This is a genomic window from Exiguobacterium sp. s131, assembly GCF_018617345.1.
Taxonomy (GTDB): domain Bacteria; phylum Bacillota; class Bacilli; order Exiguobacteriales; family Exiguobacteriaceae; genus Exiguobacterium; species Exiguobacterium profundum.
On record NZ_JACSJX010000001.1, the window covers coordinates 1,668,615 to 1,695,185 of the forward strand.

The 26,571-nt window shown below is 47.0% G+C and carries 28 protein-coding genes; 6 read left to right on the forward strand and 22 right to left on the reverse strand.

Going from position 1 to position 26,571, the window contains the following annotated elements:
* Window positions 1–17: 17 nt before the first annotated feature.
* Entirely contained in the window at window positions 18–206 is a 189-nt protein-coding gene (locus KNO69_RS08650) for a hypothetical protein (RefSeq protein WP_015881266.1), read from the reverse strand.
* A 236-nt stretch (window positions 207–442) separates the two neighbouring features.
* A complete protein-coding gene (locus tag KNO69_RS08655) occupies window positions 443–709 on the reverse strand; it encodes a UPF0223 family protein (RefSeq protein ID WP_031421520.1) in 267 nt (88 codons plus the stop codon).
* Window positions 710–867: 158 nt separating this feature from the next.
* Between KNO69_RS08655 and KNO69_RS08660 the strand changes: the two genes are divergently transcribed.
* Window positions 868–2,349: an aminotransferase class I/II-fold pyridoxal phosphate-dependent enzyme gene (locus tag KNO69_RS08660; RefSeq protein ID WP_214817377.1), complete on the forward strand. Its 1,482-nt coding sequence runs from the start codon at window positions 868–870 to the stop codon at window positions 2,347–2,349.
* Between the two features lie 118 nt (window positions 2,350–2,467).
* Here KNO69_RS08660 and KNO69_RS08665 read toward each other — a convergent pair whose 3' ends face one another.
* A complete protein-coding gene (locus KNO69_RS08665) occupies window positions 2,468–2,773 on the reverse strand; it encodes a DUF3055 domain-containing protein (protein ID WP_031421518.1) in 306 nt (101 codons plus the stop codon).
* A 75-nt stretch (window positions 2,774–2,848) separates the two neighbouring features.
* On the opposite strand from KNO69_RS08665, the gene aac(6') reads away from it, so the two are divergent.
* Complete coding sequence (gene aac(6') / locus KNO69_RS08670; protein ID WP_214817379.1) at window positions 2,849–3,301, forward strand: aminoglycoside 6'-N-acetyltransferase; 453 nt, start codon at window positions 2,849–2,851, stop codon at window positions 3,299–3,301.
* 20 nt (window positions 3,302–3,321) lie between these two features.
* Here the strand turns inward: aac(6') and lpdA are convergent, their stop codons facing one another.
* From lpdA to pdhA, 4 genes are all read right to left on the reverse strand, one after another.
* Entirely contained in the window at window positions 3,322–4,734 is a 1,413-nt protein-coding gene (gene lpdA, locus KNO69_RS08675; protein ID WP_214817383.1) for a dihydrolipoyl dehydrogenase, read from the reverse strand.
* A gap of 4 nt (window positions 4,735–4,738) precedes the next feature.
* Window positions 4,739–6,028, reverse strand: coding sequence for a dihydrolipoamide acetyltransferase family protein (locus tag KNO69_RS08680; protein ID WP_015881260.1), 1,290 nt, complete (start codon window positions 6,026–6,028; stop codon window positions 4,739–4,741).
* A gap of 78 nt (window positions 6,029–6,106) precedes the next feature.
* Window positions 6,107–7,084: an alpha-ketoacid dehydrogenase subunit beta gene (locus KNO69_RS08685; protein ID WP_015881259.1), complete on the reverse strand. Its 978-nt coding sequence runs from the start codon at window positions 7,082–7,084 to the stop codon at window positions 6,107–6,109.
* A gap of 3 nt (window positions 7,085–7,087) precedes the next feature.
* On the reverse strand, window positions 7,088–8,173 hold the full coding sequence (gene pdhA / locus KNO69_RS08690) for a pyruvate dehydrogenase (acetyl-transferring) E1 component subunit alpha (RefSeq protein ID WP_015881258.1): 1,086 nt from the start codon (window positions 8,171–8,173) through the stop codon (window positions 7,088–7,090).
* A gap of 331 nt (window positions 8,174–8,504) precedes the next feature.
* Between pdhA and def the strand changes: the two genes are divergently transcribed.
* Both def and KNO69_RS08700 read left to right on the forward strand, forming a co-directional pair.
* On the forward strand, window positions 8,505–9,044 hold the full coding sequence (def, locus tag KNO69_RS08695) for a peptide deformylase (RefSeq protein ID WP_196430483.1): 540 nt from the start codon (window positions 8,505–8,507) through the stop codon (window positions 9,042–9,044).
* A 1-nt stretch (window position 9,045) separates the two neighbouring features.
* Entirely contained in the window at window positions 9,046–10,671 is a 1,626-nt protein-coding gene (locus KNO69_RS08700; RefSeq protein ID WP_214817385.1) for an alpha/beta hydrolase, read from the forward strand.
* A 42-nt stretch (window positions 10,672–10,713) separates the two neighbouring features.
* On the opposite strand, the gene KNO69_RS08705 is transcribed toward KNO69_RS08700, so the two are convergent.
* Together KNO69_RS08705 and rnjA are read right to left on the reverse strand one after the other, a co-directional pair.
* A complete protein-coding gene (locus KNO69_RS08705) occupies window positions 10,714–12,171 on the reverse strand; it encodes a phospholipase D family protein (RefSeq protein ID WP_214684558.1) in 1,458 nt (485 codons plus the stop codon).
* A 60-nt stretch (window positions 12,172–12,231) separates the two neighbouring features.
* Window positions 12,232–13,899, reverse strand: coding sequence for a ribonuclease J1 (gene rnjA / locus KNO69_RS08710; RefSeq protein ID WP_015881254.1), 1,668 nt, complete (start codon window positions 13,897–13,899; stop codon window positions 12,232–12,234).
* A gap of 200 nt (window positions 13,900–14,099) precedes the next feature.
* On the opposite strand from rnjA, the gene KNO69_RS08715 reads away from it, so the two are divergent.
* Window positions 14,100–14,888: a Cof-type HAD-IIB family hydrolase gene (locus tag KNO69_RS08715; protein WP_205728289.1), complete on the forward strand. Its 789-nt coding sequence runs from the start codon at window positions 14,100–14,102 to the stop codon at window positions 14,886–14,888.
* A 78-nt stretch (window positions 14,889–14,966) separates the two neighbouring features.
* Here KNO69_RS08715 and KNO69_RS08720 read toward each other — a convergent pair whose 3' ends face one another.
* The 5 genes from KNO69_RS08720 to KNO69_RS08740 form a co-directional block, all read right to left on the reverse strand.
* Window positions 14,967–15,629 (reverse strand): potassium channel family protein, encoded by a 663-nt coding sequence (locus KNO69_RS08720; RefSeq protein WP_015881252.1) that lies wholly within the window; start codon window positions 15,627–15,629, stop codon window positions 14,967–14,969.
* Between the two features lie 130 nt (window positions 15,630–15,759).
* Window positions 15,760–16,791: a cytochrome d ubiquinol oxidase subunit II gene (locus tag KNO69_RS08725; protein ID WP_015881251.1), complete on the reverse strand. Its 1,032-nt coding sequence runs from the start codon at window positions 16,789–16,791 to the stop codon at window positions 15,760–15,762.
* Between the two features lie 14 nt (window positions 16,792–16,805).
* Window positions 16,806–18,194, reverse strand: a complete 1,389-nt coding sequence (locus tag KNO69_RS08730; RefSeq protein ID WP_074037383.1) for a cytochrome ubiquinol oxidase subunit I — start codon at window positions 18,192–18,194, stop codon at window positions 16,806–16,808.
* Window positions 18,195–18,453: 259 nt separating this feature from the next.
* Window positions 18,454–19,575, reverse strand: coding sequence for an N-acetyldiaminopimelate deacetylase (locus KNO69_RS08735; RefSeq protein ID WP_078146623.1), 1,122 nt, complete (start codon window positions 19,573–19,575; stop codon window positions 18,454–18,456).
* A complete protein-coding gene (locus KNO69_RS08740) occupies window positions 19,572–20,450 on the reverse strand; it encodes a transcriptional regulator CcpC (RefSeq protein WP_031421506.1) in 879 nt (292 codons plus the stop codon). The genes KNO69_RS08735 and KNO69_RS08740 overlap by 4 nt, the downstream gene beginning before the upstream one ends.
* Window positions 20,451–20,558: 108 nt before the next feature.
* On the opposite strand from KNO69_RS08740, the gene KNO69_RS08745 reads away from it, so the two are divergent.
* A complete protein-coding gene (locus KNO69_RS08745) occupies window positions 20,559–20,945 on the forward strand; it encodes a disulfide bond formation protein B (protein ID WP_078146622.1) in 387 nt (128 codons plus the stop codon).
* A gap of 42 nt (window positions 20,946–20,987) precedes the next feature.
* On the opposite strand, the gene nadE is transcribed toward KNO69_RS08745, so the two are convergent.
* From nadE to KNO69_RS08785, 8 genes are all read right to left on the reverse strand, one after another.
* On the reverse strand, window positions 20,988–21,803 hold the full coding sequence (nadE, locus tag KNO69_RS08750) for an ammonia-dependent NAD(+) synthetase (RefSeq protein WP_078146621.1): 816 nt from the start codon (window positions 21,801–21,803) through the stop codon (window positions 20,988–20,990).
* Between the two features lie 110 nt (window positions 21,804–21,913).
* Complete coding sequence (locus tag KNO69_RS08755; protein ID WP_214730918.1) at window positions 21,914–22,711, reverse strand: BsuPI-related putative proteinase inhibitor; 798 nt, start codon at window positions 22,709–22,711, stop codon at window positions 21,914–21,916.
* Window positions 22,712–22,809: 98 nt separating this feature from the next.
* Window positions 22,810–23,004: a hypothetical protein gene (locus KNO69_RS08760; protein WP_078146619.1), complete on the reverse strand. Its 195-nt coding sequence runs from the start codon at window positions 23,002–23,004 to the stop codon at window positions 22,810–22,812.
* Window positions 23,005–23,249: 245 nt separating this feature from the next.
* Window positions 23,250–24,341: a virulence factor gene (locus tag KNO69_RS08765; RefSeq protein WP_078147913.1), complete on the reverse strand. Its 1,092-nt coding sequence runs from the start codon at window positions 24,339–24,341 to the stop codon at window positions 23,250–23,252.
* Window positions 24,342–24,424: 83 nt separating this feature from the next.
* Window positions 24,425–24,664, reverse strand: a complete 240-nt coding sequence (locus KNO69_RS08770) for a hypothetical protein (protein WP_015881242.1) — start codon at window positions 24,662–24,664, stop codon at window positions 24,425–24,427.
* Between the two features lie 68 nt (window positions 24,665–24,732).
* Window positions 24,733–25,293, reverse strand: coding sequence for an NADPH-dependent FMN reductase (locus KNO69_RS08775; protein WP_214817387.1), 561 nt, complete (start codon window positions 25,291–25,293; stop codon window positions 24,733–24,735).
* A complete protein-coding gene (locus KNO69_RS08780; RefSeq protein ID WP_214817390.1) occupies window positions 25,280–25,999 on the reverse strand; it encodes an alpha/beta fold hydrolase in 720 nt (239 codons plus the stop codon). Before KNO69_RS08780 ends, KNO69_RS08775 begins: the two co-directional genes overlap by 14 nt.
* Window positions 25,996–26,571: a GNAT family N-acetyltransferase gene (locus KNO69_RS08785; RefSeq protein ID WP_214817393.1), complete on the reverse strand. Its 576-nt coding sequence runs from the start codon at window positions 26,569–26,571 to the stop codon at window positions 25,996–25,998. Before KNO69_RS08785 ends, KNO69_RS08780 begins: the two co-directional genes overlap by 4 nt.

Below are 26,571 nucleotides of genomic sequence, written 5' to 3' on the forward strand. Positions count from 1 at the left end.
GAATGTGTGTGTAATGGTTAGGCTTCGAGACGCAATAATTCTTGGCGGTACTTCTCTAACCGATGCTTGCTAGCCTGAACTGTAGCATCATCTTGTGACGCCATCGCATCGAAGAGGGTTGCCAATTCATAATCAATCTCTAAGCGCAGCACCGGGATCCGTTTTTCTGCGTCTTTTCTTTTGAATGCCTCAATCACTTGTTTCATAAGATGCCACACTCCTTTTGTTGAGCTACAAGTTACGGTTTAGTGAGTTGAATTGAGTATATCAGATAAAATTCGAAAAAGAAAGATAATTGTCTGACTATTTTGAATTTTTTATCTTAATGGATATATTCCCAATTCCGAGGTCCCTAAACCTGATTTGGTGTTAATGAACTGTACCCGATTTAAAGGAGAAATAACAAAAAAGCATGCCTGAATTTGCTCGGGCATGCTCGGTCTTACAGTTTGATCATTTTACTCGAGGACTTCATTGCCGCCTGAACCGTACGATACGTGGAATAACCTGTCTGTTCGTCGTGAACCGCGTTCAGTTGTTTCTCCTCCGACTTAGATGTTACGATCTGCTTGAAGGCACGATAGGAGTCGAGAAAAACCTCTCGTTCCACCCCACCTTCATTGGCTTGTGCGACGACGTTATAAAACTCGACGACTTCAATCAATTCGTCAGTCGTCCAATCCGGATTGATCGGATAGTTGATTTGCATATTGTTTCACCTCGACACCCATTGTAACAACAAAAAAAACTATTGCAAGTTGAGCCAGAAATCTCTATAGTTTTTTTGTTGCTTCTTTTTTAAAAACAACATATATCATAACGATACTATTCATCTTATAAATAAACTGATTCAAGGGGGATTTACGATTGAAATTAAAAGGTGCTACTCAGCTCGAAACGCCACTATTTGACACGTTGCTTGAACATGTCGACTCAAACCCGATTGCGTTCCACATTCCTGGTCATAAAAGCGGAAAAGGGATGGACCCGGAGTTTCGTGACTTTATTGGTGAAAACGCCCTAAAAATTGATTTGATTAACATTGCCCCACTCGATGACCTCCATCATCCAAAAGCGGCAATCGCTGAAGCGGAGCGCTTGGCGGCAGAGGCGTTCCGTGCTGACGAGACCTTTTTCTCCGTTCAAGGGACATCGAGTGCCATCATGGCGATGATCATGGGTGTCGTTGGCCCAAACGAGAAAATCATCGTGCCCCGGAACGTCCATAAATCCGTCATGTCCGCGCTCGTCTTAACGGGTGCCCACCCGGTCTTCATCCATCCGGAATTTGACGAAACATACGGCATCGCCCACGGAATCACGGCTAGTGCCGTTGAACGCGCGCTTGAACTTCATCCGGACACGAAAGCCGTACTCGTCATCAACCCGACTTATTTCGGGGTCGCAGGTGATTTAGAGCGTATCGTATCCGTCGCGCATGCACAAGACGTTCCTGTACTTGTCGATGAGGCACACGGCGTTCATCTCCCGTTTCACGATGAACTTCCGCTCTCGGCGATGCAAGCGGGAGCAGATGTAGCGGCGACGAGTGTGCACAAGCTTGGTGGTTCAATGACAGGCAGTTCGATTTTGAACGTACGCCGCGGACTCGTCTCGCCAGAACGAATTCACGCAATGCTCTCTATGATTACAACAACGTCAACATCCTATTTGCTCCTCGCTTCTCTCGACGCGGCACGTCGACAGTTAGCGACAAAGGGACACATGATGAATGAACGTGCACTCGAGCTTGCGAGAACGGCTCGTACAGCAATCAACCACATGCCGAACTTGTCAGTATACGGTCATGCCGAATTGCATTCTGAATCGACATACGCGCTCGACGAAACGAAAGTACTCGTATCCGTGCGCGAACTTGGAATAACAGGATTTGAAGTCGAGAAATTTCTTCGGGACAAACACCGTATCGAAGTCGAGATGTCCGATTTATTGAATGTGCTCTTTATCGTCACATCAGCGGATGATGAGTCCACGATTCAAGCATTGATTGAAGCGATGCGAGACGTCGTCTCCGTTTATCAGAAGTCTGGTAACGATTCACTATCGATCATGCTCCCAGAGATTCCACCTCTTGCGCTCAGCCCTCGTGATGCGTTTTATGAAGAGACGGAGACGATCCCTCTCGAAAACGCAGTCGGCCGTATTTCAGCGGAATTCATCATGGTGTATCCGCCAGGGATTCCGATCATCATTCCAGGTGAATTGATTACGACTTCGACACTCGAGTACATCATGGCCAACATTGAAGCGGGTCTTCCCGTACAAGGTCTTGAAGATGAGTCACTGCAAATGATTAAAGTCATCCAACAAACAAAAGCGATTCGCTAAACGAAAAATGAGCCGGTCATCATGACCGGCTCATTTTTTATGTCATCTCAGAAAAGGTGGCTGTAGATGATCGAATTGCTTCCCCTAGTGACTATTATAAGAAAACGCTTACATTTTTTCAAGTATCAATTTCTTCAGATGCTTGTGTTTTTTCGACCAAGCAAAGTCGTAAAAATTCAGCGACGTGTTCCGTGTCGTTCAAGTTAATGCCAAGCATCGGATACAATTGACGTGGCTCTTCTAGCGCATGCAAATCAAGAAGGGCCGATTGACCCGTTTGCATACAGACGACTAACACCTTGCCCATGAATTGCTGTGTATAGACGAAACCAAAATCATAACGAGCGGCTTCTGTTTCAATACCGGTAAATCGGACACGACTCGTCTCGGATACGGTGTATAATAACTCCTCATCGAATGCCATCAGGATTCCCTCCCTTCTCTCTTCACATGTATTTTCCTTTATACTACTAGTATGAAACCTAAGGAGAGAATGACAATGAAGATTGATTATGCAACGGAGTTAAACGTAGAAACTCTTGTCCAGTTCATGCACGACCTATGGCCAGATGCCCCTATTGAAGAATTACGAATGGAAGTCAAACTCGGTCTCGCCTCAAAAAAGATGCATTATTTCATCGCATCTAATGAACATCGAGAGGCAGTTGGTTTTTGTCAGCTCAGTTTCCGGCATGACTATGTTCCAGGTTCTAGTACATCCCCGACCGCCTATATGGAAGGAATCTATGTCATTGAATCAGAGCGTCATCGAGGTGTTGCCTCTCGTTTGGTCGATGCTGCGTCGACCTTCGCGGCGCGTCATGGTTGTATCGAACTGGCATCAGATACCGAGCTTGAAAACGAGGACAGTCAACGCTTTCACGAGAAAATTGGATTCAAGGAAGTCGAGCGTGTCGTCACCTACATGAAAAAGCTCTCTCACGAAAAGTGAGAGAGCTTTTATGAGTATTCTTATTTTACAACGTGGATTGGCATACCCATTGCGATTTCAGCAGCTTCCATAGCCATCTCACCGAGTGATGGGTGAGCGTGGATTGTAAGTGCGATATCTTCAGCAGTCATACCAGCCTCGATTGCAAGGCCAAGCTCAGCAATCATATCTGAAGCGCCCGTACCCGCGATTTGAGCACCGATCAAGAGACCGTCCTCTTTGCGTGTGATGAGCTTCATGAAGCCGTCTGGCTCGTCAAGTGCAAGTGCACGACCGTTCGCTGCGAATGGGAATTTCGAAACTGTGATTTCGAGTCCTTCTTCTTTTGCGAGTGGCTCTGTGTAACCAACCGTTGCGAGTTCAGGGTCTGTGAAGACGACTGCAGGGATTGCAGAGTAGTCGAGGTAAGCTGGCTTACCTGCTGCTGCTTCCGCTGCGATTTTCGCTTCGTAAGATGCTTTGTGTGCAAGTGGTGGTCCAGGAACGATATCACCGATTGCATAGATGTTTTCGTTCGATGTTTTACACTGGTCATCGATTTCGATGATTCCGCGGTCGCTGATTTTAACGTCCGCGTTCTCAAGACCGATGTCACCTGTGTTTGGACGACGACCAACTGTGACGAGGACATAGTCCGCTTCAACAGATTGTTCTTCACCGTTTACTTCAAACTTAACGGTTACGCCGTCTTCCGTTTCTTCAACACCTTTAGCAAGTGCATTCGTGTGGATCGTGACGTTCCCTTTTTGCTTGAGTTTCTTCTTAACGATTTGCGTCATTTGTGGTTCGAAACCAGACAAGATGTCGCTAGCGCCCTCTACAACGACAACTTCTGTATCGAAGTTAGCGTATGCAGTACCGAGCTCCATACCGATGTATCCACCGCCGATAACGACGAGTTTCTTCGGTACTTCAGGAAGTGACAAAGCGCCAGTTGAAGAAAGGACGCGTTTAGACCATTTGAACGATGGGATCTCGATTGGTGTAGAACCAGTCGCGACAATCGCTTTTTTAAATTTGTAAGGAGTTGAGCTGTCTTCAGTGATGACACGAACTGTGTCTTCAGAAGCGAAGAACGCTTCACCTTGAACGATCTCGATTTTGTTTCCTTTGAGGAGACCTTTAACACCGCCAGTCAATTTGTTAACGACTGACTGTTTCCAATCTTGAACTTTTGTGAAGTCCACTGACACGTTGTCAGACGTGATTCCCATTGAATCATGACCTTTAGCGTGTTGGAAGTTGTGTCCTGCTGTGATCAACGCTTTCGATGGGATACATCCGACGTTCAAGCAGACACCACCGAAGTTGCCTTTCTCAACGATAGTTACTTTCATTCCGAGCTGTGCGCCACGGATTGCGGCAACGTATCCACCAGGACCGGCACCGATGACAAGCAAATCAGTTTCTTGTGCGAATTCTCCTACTACCATGTTCTTATCCCTCCATCATTAGAAGTGCTGGGTCTTCGAGCAAGCGTTTCACCATGTTAAGAGCGTTTTGTGCAGTCGCACCGTCGATGAGGCGGTGGTCAAAGCTGAATGAAAGTGCAAGTACTGGCGCAGCAACGATTTCACCGTTCTTCACGACAGCTTTCTCAGCGATACGGCCGATACCGAGAATCGCAACTTCTGGGTGGTTGATGACAGGTGTGAACCATTGTCCACCAGCTGAACCGATGTTTGTGATTGTAATCGATCCGCCTTTCATGTCTTCCCCAGCGAGCTTACCTTCACGAGCTTTACCTGCAAGTTCGTTAATGTTTGTAGCAAGTGCATAGATTGATTTACGGTCTGCATCTTTTACGACTGGTACAACGAGTCCGTTGTCCGTGTCAGCTGCAATCCCGATGTTGTAGTAGTTTTTGTAGACGATTTCTTCGTTCACGTCATCGATTGAAGCGTTGATTGTTGGGAATGCTTTCGCTGCAGCAGTCAATGCTTTCACGACGAATGGCAAGTACGTGAGTTTCACGCCTTGGTCAGCCGCGACTTGTTTGAAATCTTTACGGAGTGCAACGAGTTTTGTAACGTCGACTTCGTCCATGAGTGTAACGTGTGGTGCAGTGTGTTTCGAGTTAACCATAGCTTTCGAGATGGCTTTACGGATTCCACGGATTTTCTCACGTGTTTCAAGTTCAGGAGTCGCTGACTCGTAAGGCTTGATTTCCGTTTTCGCAGCAGCTGCTGGTGCTACAGATTCTGTTTTCTCTGTTGTAGCTTCTGCAGACGGTGCTTCGCCGTTCGCGAATGCATCGATGTCTTCTTTCAACACACGGCCGTTGTCGCCAGAACCGTTGACTTCACGGATGTCGACACCTTTTTCACGTGCATATTTACGGACAGATGGCATAGCGATAACACGCTCAGATTTGTGAAGTTGAACGTCGCGTGGCGCGTCTTCTTTCACATCTTCTTTTACGTCTTCTGTCTTCTCTTCTGCTTTCGGTTGTTCAGGTGTTTCTTCTTCACCTGCTGGTGCGTCGCCTTCGATGTCAAACGTAATGAGGACGTCGCCGACTACTGCAACTGTACCTTCAGAAACTTTAACTTCTTTGACTGTACCGTCGACTGGAGCTGGGATTTCAACGACTGCTTTGTCGTTTTGTACTTCTAAAAGAACATCGTCCTCTTTGACCGTATCCCCTGCTTTTACGAACCACTTGACGATTTCACCTTCGTGAATACCTTCACCGATATCTGGTAATTTAAATTCAAATACTGCCACTGGTTTTTCCTCCCATCAATTCATCATGTAAACACGACAAGGGAGACAATTCTCCCTCATCGTTTATTCGACACGATCTTAGAAGTTCACAACTTCCTTAACTTTTGCAACGACATCTTTATGGTCAGGTAACCACATGTCTTCACCTTGTGCGAATGCGAAGACTGTGTCTGGTGCAGTTACTCGAAGAACTGGTGCTTCGAGGTGAAGAATTGCGCGCTCTTGAATTTCAGTTACAACGTTCGCTGCGATACCTGCTTGACGTTGTGCTTCTTGAACGACGATCGCACGACCTGTTTTCTTAACAGACTCTACGATTGTGTCGATATCAAGCGGGCTCACTGTCATGAGGTCGATGACTTCAACGTTGATGTTTTCTTTTTCAAGTTCTTCCGCTGCTTTGAGTGACGTGTGCACCATCGCACCGTAAGTGATGATTGAAACGTCTGTACCTTCACGTTTCACATCCGCTTTACCGAGTTCGATTGTGTACTCACCTTCAGGTACTTCGCCACGGAATGAACGATACAATTTCATGTGCTCGAGGAACACGACTGGGTCGTTGTCACGGATAGACGCGATCAACAAACCTTTTGCATCGTACGGAGTCGATGGAATAACGACTTTAAGACCAGGTGTCTGAGCCATCAAACCTTCAAGGCTGTCCGCGTGAAGCTCAGGTGTCTTAACTCCACCACCGAATGGTGAACGGATTGTGATTGGTTGGCTGTAAGCGCCGCCTGAACGGTAACGCATACGTGCCATTTGAGCTGCGATTGAGTCGAAAACTTCGAATACGAATCCGAAGAATTGAACTTCCATAATCGGACGGAATCCAGTAAGACCTAGACCGATCGCAAGACCACCAATCCCTGATTCAGCGAGTGGCGTGTCGAAGACACGGTCTTCGCCGAGCTCGTCTTGGAGACCTTCCGTCGCACGGAATACCCCACCGTTTTTACCAACGTCTTCTCCGAAAAGAAGTACTTTCTCGTCGCGTTTCATTTCAACGCGCATCGCATCAGTAATCGCTTGGATCATTGTCATTTGAGCCATAACTTACTTCGACTCCTTTGCAGTATATTCTTCAAGCTGTTCTTTCAAGTTTGAAGGAAGTTCTTCGAACATGTTGTTGATGAAGTCCGAAACTTTTTGTTTTGGTTCTTTGTCTGCTTGGCTGATTGCTTCTTTCACGTCAGCTTTCGCTTGCTCGATCACTTCGTTCTCCATGTCTTCGTTCCAGAGTTTCTTGTTCTCAAGGAAGAGACGGAAACGTACGAGTGGATCTTTTTCTTGATATTCTGTGTCGAGTTCTTTTGTACGGTAACGTGTTGGGTCATCCCCAGCGAGCGTATGTGGTCCGTAACGGTAAGTGAGTGACTCGATGAGTGTCGGTGTTCCTTCGAGTGCGTCGACGCGAGCTTGTTGAGTCGCTGCGAGCACTGCAAGAACGTCCATTCCATCTACTTGAATTCCGTTGATTCCAGCTGCAACAGCTTTTTGCGCGATCGTTTTAGCTGCAGTTTGCTTTTCAACAGGAGTTGAGATAGCGAAACGGTTGTTTTGAACGACGAAGATTGCTGGTGATTTGAATGCACCTGCAAAGTTCAATCCTTCGTAGAAGTCACCTTGTGATGAGCCACCGTCACCTGTGTAAGTAATGGCGACATTTTTGTTGCCGTTGCGTTTGAGGCCCATTGCCACACCCGCAGTTTGAATGATTTGTGCACCGATGATGATTTGTGGCATCAATACGTTGACACCTTCAGGGATGCGGTTTCCTGCCACGTGTCCACGTGAGAACAAGAACGCTTGATAAAGCGGAAGTCCGTGGAATACGAGTTGCGGGATATCACGGTATCCTGGAAGAATCCAGTCCTCTTTGTCGAGCGCGTATTGCGTCCCGATCATCGTCGCCTCTTGACCTGCCACTGGCGCGTAGAATCCTAAGCGACCTTGACGGTTAAGTGAGATGGCGCGTTGGTCCCAGATTCGAGTATAGACCATGCGGCGCATGAGCTCCTGAAGTTGCTCGTCCGTTAGGTCAGGCATTGCGTCTTGGTTGACGACCTCACCCTTCTCGTCGAGAATACGGAACGTTTGGAAGTTTTCTTCCACGTTTTGAAGTACCTGAACGTTGTTCATTCGTTTCACCTCATCCTTTCAACTATGAGACAATTGTCTTTTTTGTGATCAAACACTATCTCAAATCTTACGTGTATCTGTCCAAAAAAGCAATCTGTATTAACGTGATTCAGAAAAGTTATCCTCTCCTGACGTTTCCTTGTTAGTATAAAACGGGTTGTTTCAATAACGCAAAAAATATGCTTACCTAAATAAAACGCTTACATTCAAGGGATATGACATCCTTTTCACCACTGTATTATTTTCATTTCACCTTCTGTACCATCCACATTCCTTCCTGTTTAAATATGATATAATCAATCATATAAGTTCGATAGAAAGGAAGTTGTGTATGTTAACCATGAAAGATGTCATCCGCGAAGGAGACGAGCGACTTCGCGCGCGTTCAGCCGAAGTTTCGATTCCGCCAACAACAGAAGATTTGGCGTTACTCGACGAGATGGAGACGTTTCTTGTCAATAGTCAAGACCCAGAGATGAGCGAGAAATACGAGTTACGAGGTGGTGTCGGAATCGCCGCACCTCAACTCGGTGTAAATCGTCGTTTCTTCACAGTATTGCTACAAGAAGAGGAAGAGACGTTTAAGCTCTCCATCTTCAACCCTAAAATTACAAGTCATTCCGTCGAACAGACATTTTTGAATGGCGGCGAAGGCTGTCTATCGGTCGATCGCGTGGTCAAAGGAAATGTACCTCGTTTTCGTCGAATCACGTTAGAAGGGTTCGACCGCGACGGGAAGCCGATTAAGCTTCGTCTGCGCGGAATGCGCGCTGTCGTATGTCAGCACGAGCTCGATCATTTAGACGGGATCATGTTCTATGACCGGATCAATATGTCGAACCCGTTAGAAACATACGGCGAACCGATTTAACATGTTTAGTTCGAGAAAAAGGGCACTGTTGTTACTATTCCCATTTTTATTTCTTTTAATCGGTGGATGTGTGCGAATCAATTATGATGCGACCGTCCACTATGACCAATCTGTTTCGCTTGAAACGACTTACGCGTTCCGTGATCATCCAGTCATGAAATTGCTCAATCTCAGACTCGACTGGGATACTTGGAAAGAGCAGGCGGAAGAAAACGGATATGAAACAGAAGATTATTCAAGTCCTGATGACTACGAAGGCATGGTCTTAAAGAAGACATTTAAAAATGTCGACGAGTTGCAACAGATTAAAGAGGAATGGAAAACGGGACCAGCCGGTATTTTAGTCCCTCCGGATATTCAGTTCGACATCGAGCAACAGGAAGGCATTTGGTTTGATTCATATACACTCCAAACCAATCTCGACCTCCGACTCGATCGGGTCGACTTACCCGGTGTTGAACTAACCGGCTCCCCCCAAAAATTGGCTGAACGATATATCCGCCAAGCCGACATTCGCTTTAACTTGACTGTTCCGACCGGCGTATTCGTTGAGGATGGAACTGGCTTAGACCTCCGTTCTATGAAACATGTCGAGTGGCAAGTCTACGGCGGTCGGCAAAATAACGTGAAGCTAGTTGCCCATGTACCGAACGTCAAAGCTTGGATCGTGACGGGAATCGTTCTGATTGCAGCGGCCGTATTGACTTACTTCATTTGGCGCAAATATCGTCGGAATGTTGGCAACCCAAAAGAGACATCCATTCGTTCACGTCTCCTCGGACTGTTGATCGTCTCACTTTCACTCGCTCTCATCATCGTCACCTTCCGACAAGAGTTGACAAACGAGCGTCAATCCGAGGCGATTCGCCAAGCTACTCAAACGAATGAGTTTATCCCTACGTTTGCAGTTCATGGTTTACTCGGGACAGACCGGACGTTCCTCCGTTTCTCTCAAGCGATGGAACAAAGTGGGCAAGCGACTGACGGAGCACTTTGTACCGTGACTGTCAAAGGCAAGGCCGACTGTGAAATATATGATTTTAGTTCAACTCGCCCGATTGTCCGAATCGAGTTCGAAGATGCAGAGGCTTCTTTGAACAATCAGACAAAGTGGTTGAATACAGCCATTGAAACATATAAAAAAACGAGAAATCGATCATTCGATCGGATGTATATCATTGGCCATAGCATGGGTGGCGTAGCCGCTGCCAACTATATCTTGAATCAAGAGACGTACATCGTCGATAAGTTTGTAACGTTCGATAGCCCGTTCGGCGGGACACGCCTTGCGAACTTCGGATTATCTGCCAGTAACTTCGGCATTAACACCGGAAGCCCTGCCATCCGTGATTTGTCCCCTAACTCAGACGGACTGCAGGCATTCCAGTCTAAGCTTGAGACATGGCCGAGGTCCGTTCAGGTACTCTCCTTCTCTGGACGAGGCGGTGAATTCAATTTGATTGAGCCGGCGAGTTCTCTGTTACTGGAAGAGTATACGAATAACATTCAGACAGAAACGGTACCGTACGACCATTTCTCGCTTCACCGTAAAAGTGACGTCTTGAAAGAGACTGGGAAATTCTTATACGAATACACGAATGAGTTTAATCCAATCGAGACGAACTAACGTCAAAACAGCTATCCCCAAATTTTGAGGATAGCTGTTTTTTTAATACGTCATCGTCCATGTGACTTTTTGGAGCCAATACATCATATACTTTCCGATTGGGAGATCGGTTTGAATCTCATCATACGCTACCGTATACGTGCCATTCTCATTGTTCCATAGACGATTAAAATACTCGTCCACTTCATCAAAGAAGGCTGTATCCACTTCTCCTGTCACTTCGACGTCTGCCTCTAGGTTGTAATCGTTCATGTTCCGGGTCGTATAGTTCCCCGATCCTAAGACAACGGTCTTTTCTTCACCATCCACATACAGGATTTTTGGATGATATTGTTCCTTGGCGACATCATACCAGCGAATCTCGATTTGCTCCGGGTTGACGGTGTTCAGTTCTGCCGTCACCGGTAAGTTCGGTAACCCTGATTTCGATCGACCGAAGGCATTCGTGTTCGGATCGAGGATCAAGTTCACCTTCACCCCGCGCCCGGCGGCATCCTCGATTGCTTGGATAATATTCCGATCTGCCAAATAGAACATTCCGATCCAGATGGTGTCCCCATCGTCCGCCCCATTCATTGCATCGAGCACCGACTCTTGAATCTTCCCTTCCGTGACATAACGAATCTCCATCGGTGCCTCGCTCGGCGCATTTTCAATCTTCGACAACGCTTCATCATCTGGGAAGCGCCGTGCATCCCCTTTAGAGAACGTCGCGACCGCTTGCTCACCTTCAACGATTTCTTTTAAAATCGGTCCTTTTAAATGGACACCGACATTCGAGTGATATCCGCTGGCATCATGTGGATTAGCGGAAAGTACAAAGCCTTCATTCTCGGTGACCATCACTTTTCGATGGTTCGCTTTGATATTGAGCAACCTTAAATATGCACGTACCGTAATGTCCGGTGCCGAAGAGGCCATCGGGTTCGGTAGCCATCCGTCTTGACTATTGCCGAACCACTGAATCGCCATCCGGTAAAACGTGGAGTATAAAATATTCGGGTCACGAAGAGCATCGAGATTTGTGTACACGACTTCTACCCCTGCCTCCTCCAGTACATCGAAGTGGTCAGAAACATGACCGTTATAGCTGGTATTGATGTCATCCGTGATGAAGACGACTTTCAAGTCCGGATATCGTTTCATTTGCTCAAGCAATGCTGAAGATAGGCGCGATGTAATGTCCGGATATTGTCGGTCTTCATTCGAATAAGGATTGAATAAGAAAAAGTCCATGACGATATATTCTTTTGCCTCACGTATCGCTCGTTCAACTTCACTAAATATCTCCTGTTCGACAATCTCTGTATCTTCCCCTTGATAGGTCAAATCATGAAGAAAATCGATTTGGTCATCTGTGATGAGGTACGGTTCAGATTGTCTCGACACGCCTTCCGGTAATGGTTTGACTTGATGATAAACGAGCGTGATGAGAAAAATGACCGCAATGATTGCGGCTCCCCATTTCAGCCACCCTTTCTTCCCCTTTTTCTTCGCCATAAGCTCCCCCTCCTCTTTTGCGGTGAAAAAAACGAGCTGTAGTCTCCTACAGCCCGTCAATCATACTTCCATAATAATCGGCAGGACCATTGGGTGTCTCCGCGTCTTTTGTGCCAAGTAAGGTGTGAGGGTGTCTGAGACGAGTTGCTTCATCTCCGACCACTTCATCTGCTTATTGGACAATCCTTGTTCGACGGTTTTCTTCAACAATCGTTCGCCATCACGAATCAGACTACCTGATTCACGCATGTAGACGAATCCACGTGAGATGATATCTGGTCCTGAGACGAGTTTGCGCGTCTTGCCATCGATGCTGATGACGACAACAACAAGTCCATCTTCAGACAGAATGCGGCGATCCCTTAATACGATATTCCCAATATCACCAATTCCATTCCCATCAATATACACAGCGTTCGCAGAAATTTTACCAGTGACCGCAGCCGACTCCGAGTCGACAGCAAGCACTTCGCCATTATCCATAACGAAACTGTTCTCTTTCGGGATTCCAACCGATTCAGCAAGCTCAGCATGCTTTTTCAACATACGGTACTCGCCGTGAATCGGCATGAAGAATTTCGGATTCAGAAGACGAATCATCAACAACTGTTCTTGTTGCGAACCGTGACCTGACGTATGAATGTTCGTCAACTTACCGTAGACAACATCCGCTCCCGCTTTATACAACTGGTCAATCGTCTTCCCGACCGAGATGGCGTTACCTGGGATTGGAGAAGAAGAGAAGATGACCGTATCCCCAGGAATGATCGACACTTGACGGTGCGTCCCATTTGCAATACGGCTGAGCGCTGCCATCGGTTCCCCTTGCGATCCGGTACAAAGAATCGCGATTTCATTCGGGTCGTAGTGACGCATCTGATTCGCCTCAATAATCATACCCTTTGGCACGTTGATGAAACCGAGTTCTTGTCCGATCGTCATGACTTTCTCCATCGAACGACCGAAAATCATGAGATGACGACCTGTCTCGGCACACGCATCGACCACTTGTTGCAAGCGATAGATGTTCGATGCGAACGTCGCAAAGATGATTCGACCGTCCGCTTTCCGGAACGTCTCACTAATCGTCCCACCGACCACGCTCTCACTCATCGTGAAGCCTTCCACTTCTGCATTTGTTGAATCGGACAAGAGACAAAGTACGCCTTCTTTTCCGATTTCCGCCATCTTGGCAAGGTCTGCCGGCTCGCCTACCGGAGTGAAGTCGAACTTGAAGTCACCCGTATGGACGATGTTCCCTTGTGGCGTCTTGACGACGACACCGAGTGAGTTCGGAATCGAGTGCGTCGTGCGGAAGAACGAGATGCTCGTCTTACGGAACTTGATGAGTGAATCCTCATCAATCTCATGGAGCTCCGCCTCACGAAGCAACCCATGCTCCTCAAGTTTAACTTTGATCAATCCGAGCGCGAGTTTCGTCGCATAAATCGGCAATTGTACTTGCTTCAATAAGAATGGAATTCCCCCGATATGGTCTTCGTGACCGTGAGTGATGAATACCCCTTTTACTTTGTCCTTGTTTTTAATCAAGTACGAGTAATCAGGAATCACATAGTCGATTCCAAGCAAGTCATCCTCTGGGAACATGATTCCCGCATCGATGACGATGATTTCATCTTGGAATTGAACAACATATGTGTTCTTCCCGATTTCTCCGAGTCCGCCCAATGCGAACACGGCTGTTTGGTGGTTCTTAACAAACTTCATTTAATCTCTCCTTACTTCAATTATTAATACATCTATGTGAAACATAAGTGATTCTCGAATATGCCCGTAAGATTCTTTTTTCATTATAGCTCATATCATGACAATATTTCACTAACGATGTGATATTCGTGGTAGTTTCCCTATTTCGTGTTATCCTTTTAGTGGGTTCAGAAAACATATTTTTTAGATAAAGAGAAAGAATGGTGAATCAAATGGAAGATCAAAAGGTTGTTTTCTTCGACATTGACGGCACGCTTTTACATGAAGGTAGTTATATCCCGCCTTCCACGATTTCAGCGATTCAAGCACTTCAGGCAAACGGCGTCGAGACGTTCATCGCGACGGGACGAGGACCGGCCATGCTATCCGACATCCCAGAACGTGTCGGGATTGATAGTCTCGTTTGTTACAACGGTCAGATTGTCGTGCACAAAGGTGAAATCGTCTATCGTAACACGCTCTCGAAAGATGCACTCGGTCGCTTGACGACGCACGCTTCTTCAAATGACCATACTCTCGTCTATTTGGGACAGGACCGTGGTGGTGCTTCAAAACCGAACGACGCCATCGTTGAACAATCGCTCGGCGAACTCGACATGCCGATCCCTTCATTCGAACCGAACTTCCACGCAGAAGAGGATGTGTATCAGACGTTACTGTACTGCACGCCTGAAGACGAGCATCGTTATATCAATGCTTATCGTGAGTTCGATTTTATCCGTTGGCATCCTCATGCGATGGACGTGATCAATAAGGGAGCCAGTAAAGCAGACGGCATCCGTCACTTTATTGAGACCAACGGCTACCGTCTGGAGAATACGTATGCTTTCGGAGATGCATTGAACGACTTGGCCATGCTTCAGTATGTAGGGACAGGAATCGCCATGGGCAATGGTCGCACCGAAGCGAAAGACGTGGCGGATTTCGTCACGAAATCCATCCTTGAAGATGGAATCGAGTACGGCCTAAAGGCGATGAAGCTCATCTAAAAAAGACCCTTGGAGTCAAACCGTCGAGTTGGATCAATCGATTCAACGATCGCGGCATCGCTCCAAAGGTCTTTTCTTTTATCTCGAACGAAGTGTGCGCTCTAGTCGATCCAAATCGGTATCCTTCCCGATGATGATCAAAATATCTTCCGATAAAATCATCTCATCCGCTTGAGGAGAAATCAGGACATCGTCATCGCGACGAATCGCGACGATGTTCACCCCGTACTTCGCTCGCAAGTCCAAATCGATGAGGGATTTGTTCGATAACTTGTCCGATGCTTTAATTTCGACAATCGAATGTTCATTCGATAATTCGAGGTAGTCGAGGATACTCTGGCTCATCAACCCATTGGCAATTCGAACGCCCATATCTCGCTCAGGGTGGACGATGTTATCCGCCCCGATTCGACGGAGTACTTTTTCATGGTAATCGTTCGTCGCCTTGACCGTGATGATTTGGACACCGAGTTCCTTTAAAATCAACGTCGTCAAAATGGAAGCTTGAATATTCTCCCCGATGGCGACGATCACATGTTCAAAGTTACGAATCCCTAAACTCTTTAACACATTCTCATCTGTTGTATCGGCAATCACGGCATGGGTTGCCAATCCCATAAACTCATTGACACGTTCCTCATCTGAATCGATGGCGAGGACGTCATATCCATTTGAAGACAATTCTCGGACGATCGACCCTCCAAATCGCCCTAACCCGATGACTGCAAATTCACCTGTCATGATGCTACATCCCTTTCCTACACATGTTCTCTTCTTGATTCTTCGTTCAGTGTAACTGATTCCACTTCAAAACTCTATATAAAAAACAAAACGGGATTCCCTTCAAATAAAGGAAATCCCGTTCTTGCCATTATGCTTTTCCACTCGAGCGTTTTCCTCGTACGTAGTCGTTGTCGAACAAGAACAAACGGAGCAAGAGATAGAGCGCCGGAACGAGTAGGAGCAACCCTAAGATGAATACGATGACAAGTGCCACCGCCATCGACTCGTTGACGACACTTCCATTAATGTCGATATACGGATACAGGATGTATGGCAAGTGAGAGTATCCGTAGCCGAACCATGCCATGAAGAACTGACCCATGACCATCAAGAAGGCAATCCCGTAATTTCGTTTCATATACACGAAGGAGACGGCGATGACGAAGAACAAGAAGCTCATCGCAAACCACCACCAGTTCCCTCCTAGGATGCTTTCGTAGTGCCACGCAGCTTGTGACTTCAACCCAAAGAAGACGAGACCCGATGCGATAATTGTCGGGACGCTCCAAAATAGAGCCCATTTTCGAACAAGTTCGACGGCATTTTGGTCACGTGCCTTGTCCGCATAGAACAAGAGGAACATGGCACTAATATAGAGGACAGAGACAATCGCCAAGATGACGACCGTCCACGAGTAGAAGTTGGTGAACAACTTCGCCCCGTCAAAGAAGACCCCGTTCTCTGTCTCTGTGATGAAACCACCTTGGCTGACAGTTAAGACCGTCGACATCGAAGCTGGGATGAGTAATCCCGTCGCCCCATAGAGGAACATATAGAGCGTGCTCTCCTTTGACCCATAGTTAGCGAACGCATAGAAGCTACCACGAATCGCAAGCAAGATTAACACGACAGACGCTGGAACGAGCAAGGCCGTACCATAGTAATAAGCAGTGTCCGGAAAGAATCCGACAATCCCGACAAAGAAGAACACGAAGAATACGTTCGTGACTTCCCATGTCGGTGACAAATACCGTTTGACGAGACGGTTCACTAAGTGATCACGTTTCGTATAGCGGCTATAGAAAGCGAAGAAGCCTGCACCGAAGTCAATCGATGCGACGATGAGGTAGCCGTATAGAAACGTCCATAAGACGGCAATCCCTAATTCTTGAATTTGCATGTCATATCCTCCGATCACACTTCATCCGCAAACATCGCTTCACCACGATGCTCGGATTGTTTTAGTTCTTTTCCTACCGGATTCTCTTTGAACAGGCGTGATAGGACAACCACAGTCACTGTTCCGAGTACCGCGTAGAGGATCGCGAAAGCGACAAGCATCCAACCGACGTTCGCTGATGTCGTAGCTGCCTCACTCGTACGCATCAACTCATATAACGCCCAAGGTTGACGACCAAACTCAGCGAAGAACCAACCAAACTCAATCGCCGCCATGGCAAGAGGTCCACCGGCTGCAATCGCAAAGAGCATCGGCTTGCTGAACTGGTTCAAACGTTTAATATATCGTCCGAGTACGAACAGGAAGGAGATGAGCGCGAGAAGCATCCCAATTCCGACCATCGCATCAAATAGATAGTGAACGAAGAGCGGCGGTTGATCTTCTTTCGCAAATTCATTGAGACCCGTCACTTCATAGTTCGGGACACCACCTGCAAGAATAGAGAGGGCGTAAGGAATCTTCAAGGCGCCTCGAACTTCATAGCCACCTTGCCCATCATCTTCTAACCATCCGCCCAAAATCAATTCGGCCTCGGAGGAGGTTTCGAAATGCCATTCTGCAGCTGCTAATTTATCTGGTTGATACTGAGCCAAATATTTACCTGAGAAGTCACCGACAAGCGCTGTCGCGATCGCAAAGATCAAAGCGACCGTCATCGTCAGACGAAGACCTTTCTTATGATACTCGATTGACATCTTGTCGAGTTGATTTCGGCGTTGACGTAACAACTGAACGGCTGCGATCGCAGCTAGAATGAACGCGGATGTTAAAATAGCCGAAGTCAACACGTGTGCCATTTTCGTCGGCATGGCCGGACTGAACATCGCTTCGAGCGGGCTGACATTTGCCAATCGACCATCGACAATATCAAACCCTACAGGCTGGTTCATAAAACTGTTTACCGTTGTGATAAAGAACCCTGAGAACAATGCACCGACGGCAACCGGAATCCCGAGGAGCATGTGGTGCCACGGATTTTTAAATCGATCCCACGTGTACAAGTAAATACCAAGGAAAATCGCTTCAAAGAAGAAGGCGAACGTTTCCATGAAAAGCGGGAGCGCAATCGTTTGACCCGCAACGCGCATCAAGTTTGGCCATAGGAGTGAAAGCTGCAGACCGATGGCCGTACCCGTCACAACCCCAACCGCTACCGTCACGACATAGCCGCGCGACCAGCGTCGAGCCATGAGCGTGTATTTCGGGTCTTTTTTACGAATTCCTAAAAATTCTGCCAATAAAATTAAAAGTGGAACCCCGACGCCGAGTGTGGCAAAAATCACATGAAAACCTAATGTGAGTGCCGTCAATGCTCGACTCATCAGGACAGGATCTTGAAACATCTATTGATTACCTCCTATCTCTCTCTATCGCTTCGAACCCATGTATGAAACGACAATCACAGATGAATACCCTTCGATACTTACATCATAATGATTTTATATTGCGCTGTAATGTCTCAATGCTCGAGTTCGCAAAATGTTCACATTTGAGCAATCGCCACAAAATCGTCGCTTTACATGAATAAATGTTTCCCTTTTTCTCACTCGTTCACTCCTTTTTGGGCACACTAAAAGCGGGCTCAATCGAGACCGCTTCGTGTTATTGAATCATGACAGTTCGGAAGTAATGGTCGAATAGATCGATGGCCACTTCGATCGAACGTTCATCCGGGTTGAGTGTCGATTGATGGAGTCCTGACCCCATATCGTTCACTCCTAACCAAACCATAAATCCGGGGACCTGTTTCAACATATATCCAAAATCCTCACCCGTCATGGCAGGGACACATGTTTTATAAGAATAGCCGACTTCTTCAACCGCTTCCTCGAATTGATAAAGATAACGTTCGTCATTGACGACTTCGTGATACCGATTGCCGAATTCAAGGTCGATTTGCACGTTATACGTCATCTCGACTCCGGCGATGATTTGACGAATCCGGCTTTCCAGCACGACCATTTCTTTGTCAGACAAGGCGCGGACCGTCCCATCCAGTTTGGCCGTATCGGCGATAATATTTTCTTTCGTTCCTGCTGCGACTTTTCCGATACTGACGACCGCACTTCCCATCGGGTCAATGTTACGAGACACAATCGTTTGCAGTTGCATGATGAGAGCGGCCTGAACGATGACAGCGTCAATTCCCGCGTGAGGGAAAGCACCATGCCCCCCTTTTCCATGAATGGTGATATGGAGCTCTCGCGCACTCGCGAACAACACGCCCGGTCGTGACGCGACCATGCCGACAGGATATTCAGGTGCGACATGTAAGCCGAACAATGCATCCGGGCGGAAGTGATAGAACAATTCTGATTTCGCCATCGGTTCGGCACCACCCGGTCCCTCTTCGGCCGGTTGGAAAAAGACGACAAGGTGATGGTTAAGCGGTTCCTCGACCGCTCGTTTAATTAATCCAAGTGCGATTGACATGTGCACATCATGTCCGCATGCATGCATCATGCCTTCGTGAATCGATGCGAACTCTAGCCCCGTCTCTTCCGTGATGGGCAGTCCATCCATATCGGCTCGATATCCAATCGTCTTCTCACCGACGAGACCATCTACACGGACGAAAAGACCTGTTCGCCAGTGCGTGATATGAACACGTGACGAATCAAGCGATCGAATCAATTGCTCAAGTGTCGCTTGTGTTTTGAACTCTTCATATCCGGCTTCCGGAATTAAATGCAGCTGTCTTCTCGCTTCAATTGCCCAATTCATAACTCAGTCTCCTTCGTAATTTCTTCGACGATCTTCCAAAACGCCTGGACTTGCGCCAGCTCCAACATCGATTCTGTTGAAAGCATCCACGTGTCCCGGACGAGCGGCACGCCACCCGACGACGTCAATGGAATCTTATTCATCTCATTCACATCTTTGATGGTCGATTCCGGGAGAATCGCGAACCCGATTCCGTGTAACGCCATCTGTTTGCATGTCTCGATTTGATCGACGACCAGCGTCGTCAGAGGTGGACTCGAAAACCGTTCCTGCCACCACTCTAATATTTCCTGGTAATACGTCGAGTCGCTCTTGAATTGAATAAACGAGCGCTCGTTGTTTTTTAGTTGAGAGAGGTCGGTCATTTTCAGATCGACCAAATGCAAGGAATCAGAGAACAACTTCATCCGTTCCCCTCGCCAATCCGGATTTCCTCGGATGATTCCGATATGGAAATTCTCTTCGAGCATGTAACGCATCATTTCGCTCGACCATCCGGTGACCAATTTGACACGGACGGACGGATAGCGTTCGACGAACGTCTTCAATACCTTGGGTAGCCAATACTGTCCCATGATGGAGGCGACGGCTATTTTCAACGTTCCGTACACTTCTCCTTGGTTGGCCGTCAGTTCGCCCCTTAGTTCTTGTTCTTCACTGTACATCTTTTTGGCGAACTCGATGATTTTCTCTCCATCTGGCGTCAATGCGAGCCCTCTTGTGGAGCGAACGAAAATCTTCTTCCCCCACTGATGTTCGATGGTCACGAGCCGTTGACTGAGCGCTGGTTGTGAGACAAACAATCGCTCGGCTGCTTTCCGCATATTCAATTCTTCCGCAAGAATAATTAACACTTCTACTTCCGAAACTTGCATCACGTCACCTGTTTCTCTATCGTTTGAAAGATTGTATACTGAATAAGTATTTGTTTCAATGTATCATATCATGTTTAATCATCAATTTGATTGTTAGGAGGAAATCTGATGCAACGTCATCATTTCGCCTTTATCGTCGCGACCGTCGCGACGCTCGGCAGCCTTTATTTTTCAGAGGTCATGCTCTTTTTACCTTGTAAGCTGTGTTGGTTCCAACGCATCTTTATGTATCCACTAGCCATCTACTACTTGACTATCATGTTGACTGCACGAGACGTCAACCGCTTGTTCGTAGGGATTATGGCCGGTGCCGGATGGTGTATCAGTCTGTATCATGTCATTTTAGAACGGATCCCGAACGGCGAAGCCTTCTGTACGAACGACTGCCTGATTCGTTGGGTCAACTATTTTGGATTCGTCACCATCCCACTCCTCAGTTTCATCGCCTTCACCTGCATCCTGATCATTCAGTTCGTCCCACTTAAAAAAGCGTGAAACAACAAAGGAGAAGCTGTCTCGAGACAGCTCCTCCTTTTTTTATTGCCACCATTCGTCGTACAACGAGGCAGGCATGTGATGCTTGTGGCGTGAACGTTTGAAAATTGTCTCGATTCGCTCGGCGATTGTCGGGTCGATTGTCTTTCCTTCCAAATAGTCGTCCAGCTGATCATACGTCATACCGAGTGCGACTTCGTCAGGAAGTCCAGGGCGACCATCTTCAAGGTCGGCCGTCGGCACCTTATAAATCACACGCTCATGCGCTCCAAGTTCATGGAGAAGTGCTTTTCCTTGACGTTTGTTCAAACCGGTCAACGGTGTGAGGTCACAAGCTCCGTCACCGTGTTTTGTATAAAATCCTGTCACATATTCCGCAGCATGGTCTGTTCCGACCACAAGGGCACCGAATGTTGCCGCAATGTCGTATTGTGCCTTCATCCGCTCACGTGCCTTCGTGTTCCCTTTATGGAAGTCACTCAATTCGAGGCCCGTTGCACGGTGAAACGCTTCAACCGATGCGTCAACAGCAGGCTTGATGTTGACAGTGAACGATTTGTCCGGACGAATGAACTCAAGCGCAAGTTGTGCGTCATGCTCATCGTGTTGCTCACCATACGGCAATCTGATTGCATAAAATGTATACTCGTCACTCGTTTCTTCTCGAAGCTCTTCCATGGCGAGTTGACATAGCTTTCCGGCAAGGCTCGAGTCTTGCCCGCCTGAGATCCCTAGGACGAGTCCTTTCGCACCAGCCCGTTTCACATATGCTTTCAAGAAGTCGATACGTTGACGAATTTCTTCTTTCGGGTTGATGGTCGGTTTGACATGTGTTGATTCAATGATCTGTTGTTGCATGGATTACCCTCCCACTATGCTCTCATTTTGCTTTATTGTCTGATAATCCTTATACCCCGTCAACTAGCGTCTCAAAAAGAAAGACGGAAACAACAGTTTCCGCCATGGTTTTATTGAACTTTAAATGATGTGACCTCTCCACCGATTGGTGTCATCTCTAAGAACAATGGTTGATCTTTCGCCGGTGCTTCATCGAGCAATACCCCAAACGAGAAACCACCGCCGGTCACTTCGGCTGCGCCTTGAGCGTAAACATTATGTCCGTCTGATACAGACCACTCAAACTCGACCTCATCCGTATACCCGCTCACTTGAATCATCGTGTCATTCAAGTCAATTTGTACATCACGGAACGTGCCGTCCGACTGCGGCTCTGTAGCAGGCGTTTCTTCCGGTGTTTCTGACGTACCTTCATCCGGAGTTTCTGTTGCAGCAGATTCAACGGTGAACGTCGTCTCATCTGTCACAGCAATTTCAGGTGCCCCGTCAACTTGACCGAGCCCAATCACTTCGACCGAATATTCGCCTGGTTCTAATGTCAATGGGAAGACTTCATCGAATACTTTTTTATCATTCGCTTCCCATTTTTCCTCAATTAAAGATTCTGTGAACATATAATCACTTCCGTAATCAAATACGGTTTGATCCCCTTTTTTGACAACTAACTGAAAACGTTGCGACGAATTAAACGTTACATCGACTGCTTCCTCATTTGGGTTTGTCATCGAAATCGTAGCTGATAACGTTTTTGCCGACGCATCGTATGCCATTTCCGTGTCGAGCGTCAGTGGAGCCGGTGGTTCAGACGAATCACTGTTTACTTGACTCGGTTTCGCCTCTTCTTTCCCACATCCCGCTACGACTAATAAGATTGCCGTCACTACGGCGAGCAACCAAGTTTTCTTCATGAATCCCACTCTCCTCAACAAAATAAAAAACGTCTATAGCACTAGTGTATACAATGTGCAGACGTTTGTAATGATTTTCCTTATATTATTTACCTTTTTTACGAAACTTTAGCTTGTTCCATGTATTGTTGCCAACCGGTCATGAACAATGAATCTGCGATATCGAGATCAGACCGGACTTGAGCCGTGATAGAGAACGTCTCACTGTGCATCGACTCAAACGTGACGACCATCGTTTCTCCTACTACTTCCTTATAAGCTACAAGTTCAGGCGTTTCTGCAAACAATATCATAAGTATGGCTCCTTTGTTCATCTGTGATAAACCTAGTGTACCAATCTGAAACCAAGATATATGTCCTATCGTTCGACAGCACAACAATGACATTTTACCTATTGTCGAAACGTTTACATCAAATGTTAGTCAATTGGGGAAATGTGCATATGATTTCATGAAAAAAAGGAGCAATCCGTACTACAGACGCTCCTCTTTACCTTAAATTGTAAATCAATTTGATTCAATACATGTCGAACGAAATCTCATTTCGACCGGTTCGAAATTTGTTGCCATACTGTCCCGAGTGCTGTCTCGCCGCTCGTGATCCGCTCTTTCGCAAGTCGCGCTTGTAAAGAGACCTCGAACTCGCGGTCTTCCTCCGCAATCGACAAGGCAGATACAGCCCGCTCATCTCCACAATCGAATAAGAAACGAGCCGCTCGCCAACGTACGAGTTTGTTTTTATCCTTTAACGCCTCAATCATGGAAGGTTGGGACTGAGGTAATGCCCAGTCGGAGACCGTATCCCCAGCCGTCCGCCGCACAATAGGAGAAGCGTCCACTAAGGCTTGTTCGATATATGTGACATATTCCTCACGTCGCTCTTCAAACATCCCGATCATGACGACCGCCTGTCGACGGATCGCCATCACGGAATCTTCCAAGGCACGACGGAAATAAGGCATGTTTTCATGCTGGATTTCGAGTTCATCCAAGAATGCCATCCGATCTTTCCAATTATCCGACTGCAGATGGTTCGCGTTCGCCTCAAAATCCGCTTCACGACCAAACGCCCGGGCCACGATCCGCTCGATGCGTTCTTCAGGATACGCCGCTTCCAATTCTTCTTGTGCGACGACACTGACTTCATCCAATTCACCATAGCGTGGGGCTTGTTCTACCCAACGACGGTCTTGAATGACATTCTTCACTTGTGCTTGAACTTCCATCGCTGCATCGACGAATCGTTTCGACAATCCGATTCGTTTTTCCTCGTCCCCTTTGACGAGTTTTAATTGCATTGGTACATCGAGCACGAATTGAACGGATACATGGACCGGTTCATAGTCCGTATCCATCTTTGTGGATTCGACTTCCTCAACTTGTTCCCCGAACGCCCGTCGGATCTCATTCATGACGTCATGCCAATCATGTTTCGGATGCCGCTCGACAGCGAGAAAATCAGACACGGCGTAAACGGATTTGACGCCTCGAAGCCCGATGATTTCTTGAATGATGGCTGGGGCATCCGTACTCGCTTTGTCGTACGTTGTGCCTCTCCCTTCAAACGGAGGGTCCACAATGATTTTCAAGTTATTCGGACTTGGTGTCGGTTCGATTGCTACTAGTTTCATCCTCATCACCTCACTCTTCATCGTGACGAAAATGACAAAAAAACGCAAGCGAGTCGCTTGCGTTCAATCAACCATCTATTTACTTAAAACAACGCGATAAACTGTTGGAGTGAATACGTCGTCCCATCCACAGTAAACGTGTCGTCCTCTGAAATCGGTTCAAGGAAGAAACGTTTTTCACCATCTTCTTTCACGTAACCAAAAATATGATTGGATTGATAGAACAATTCAACAATCGTCATCCGTCCAAATGTCATTCCATCGTTCATTACCGCCCGATCACCCAATTCGCCGCCATTGTACAGTTCGATGTAAGTTTCCATTTTGGTGTCGCTCCTCTTGTGTTTGTTTTCACAATTCCTTTCTATCAAACAACATGAGCGACTTCAAGTTAATTTTTTGCGTTACGCTTCCAAAATTCAATCCATTTACGATATTCCAATAATGTTTTGTTGATTTGATTAATCGACTTCTCATCATGCAACCCTCTATCATCAATCTTTTCTTTACAATGCGTGATGAAAATTTCATTTCCCGGTAAAACATTTGCACGATTTGTGGCAAATACTTGTCGGAGATGGATTTGGCATCTGGCGGTTCCAAGTATGCCCGGCGAGGCCCCGGCGATCATGACCGGTTTATCCCGAAGTGGCGTTCCTGGCTCGAGCGAAAGCCAGTCGATTGCATTCTTCAGGACGCCCGGGATGCTATGGTTATATTCAGGGGTGACAATCAATAACCCATCAGCTTCCCGAACAGCTTGCTTCAATGCGGCCACAACTTTCGGTTCATCCGGATCAATCAAATCGTCATTGAACAGTGGAAGTTCGATGGAGACGACCTCAATGTCGAAATCCTCTTGAGCCAGTTCAATGATCGAATGCAAAAGAGCGGTATTGAAAGATTTCTTGCGAAGACTTCCTGACATAGCGATTAATTTATACTTTTCCATGTTCTACCTCCTGCATCCATTCGTTCACGATTTTCGCTTCTTCTTCAGGGGATTCCATCATCCCCATATGACTGAATGGAACGATTGCTTTCGTATGTCGTGACGCACCTAAAAACGCCCGCTCTTCATTCATATTCGGGTCTTTTGAGCCGTAAATGAATAGGCCGGGGAGGTCAGTCGTTTCGACGGTGTCCACTTCGTCTTCACGATCGCGGATTGCTTGTTGCGCGTTCACGATTCCCTCGACCGTCATTTCATATCCGATTGCGATCGCTTGTTGGATGAGCGCCGGGTCGGAATCGCTTGAGAAGACATTTGGAATCATTCCGTCAATAAACGGCTCGATCCCTTCTTCGATGACTTGATGGATGGCACCGTTTCGCTTTTCCCGCGCCGCTTCTGTATCAGCGGCCGCCGTCGAGTGAATCAATCCAAATCCCGATATTTCTGTTCCATAGCGACGCACGAGGTTAGTCGTCACATAGCCTCCGAAAGAATGCCCACATACGAGCGGACGGACAAGACCCCGAAGACGAATTTCTCCGATGACCCAGTCCGCAAATTGATCCATCGTTTCTGGTCCCACGTCCGTCCCGGCATGACCAGGAAATGTGAGCGCGTGAACTTCGGCATTCAATAACGGTTCCAACTGTTCAAAGTACTTTGGAGAACCACACAGCCCATGTAGCAATACGAGTGCTTTCATATCATCGAGTGCTCCTTTTCTTCCCATTCTGTTTTGAGTAGCCGATACATCGTCAAATCCATGAATCGGCCATGGCTATATGCATAATCTTGTAGAAGTCCTTCTTCAATAAATCCCAATTTTTGAACGAGTCGATTCGACCCTTCATTCCCTGGTGCGACCAACGCAGAGATTCGATGAAACTTGAATTCTTCAAAACCGTATTGGATGACAGCTGAAGCAGCTTCGAAAGCCACCCCTTGTCTCCAATAATGAGGGGAAACCTCAAACCCGATTTCGGCGCGATAATATTGGGGCGTCCAATTATGAAATCCAATCGTTCCGACCAATTCGTTTGTCATCCGATCGCATATCGCCCAACGAATGGCCTTCCCTTGCTGAAATTGATCCTTAAAGTAAGCGATCACGTTCTTCGCCTCATAGATGGCAAGCAACGGGTCCGACCCATAATATCGCATCACTTCCTCAGTGGATAGAATGGTATATAGTGCTCTAGCATCACGCGGTTCTAGCTCTCGCAGGATAAACCGGGGCGTAGCGAGCTCAGGAAAACTCCGTTTTAATCCCCACAT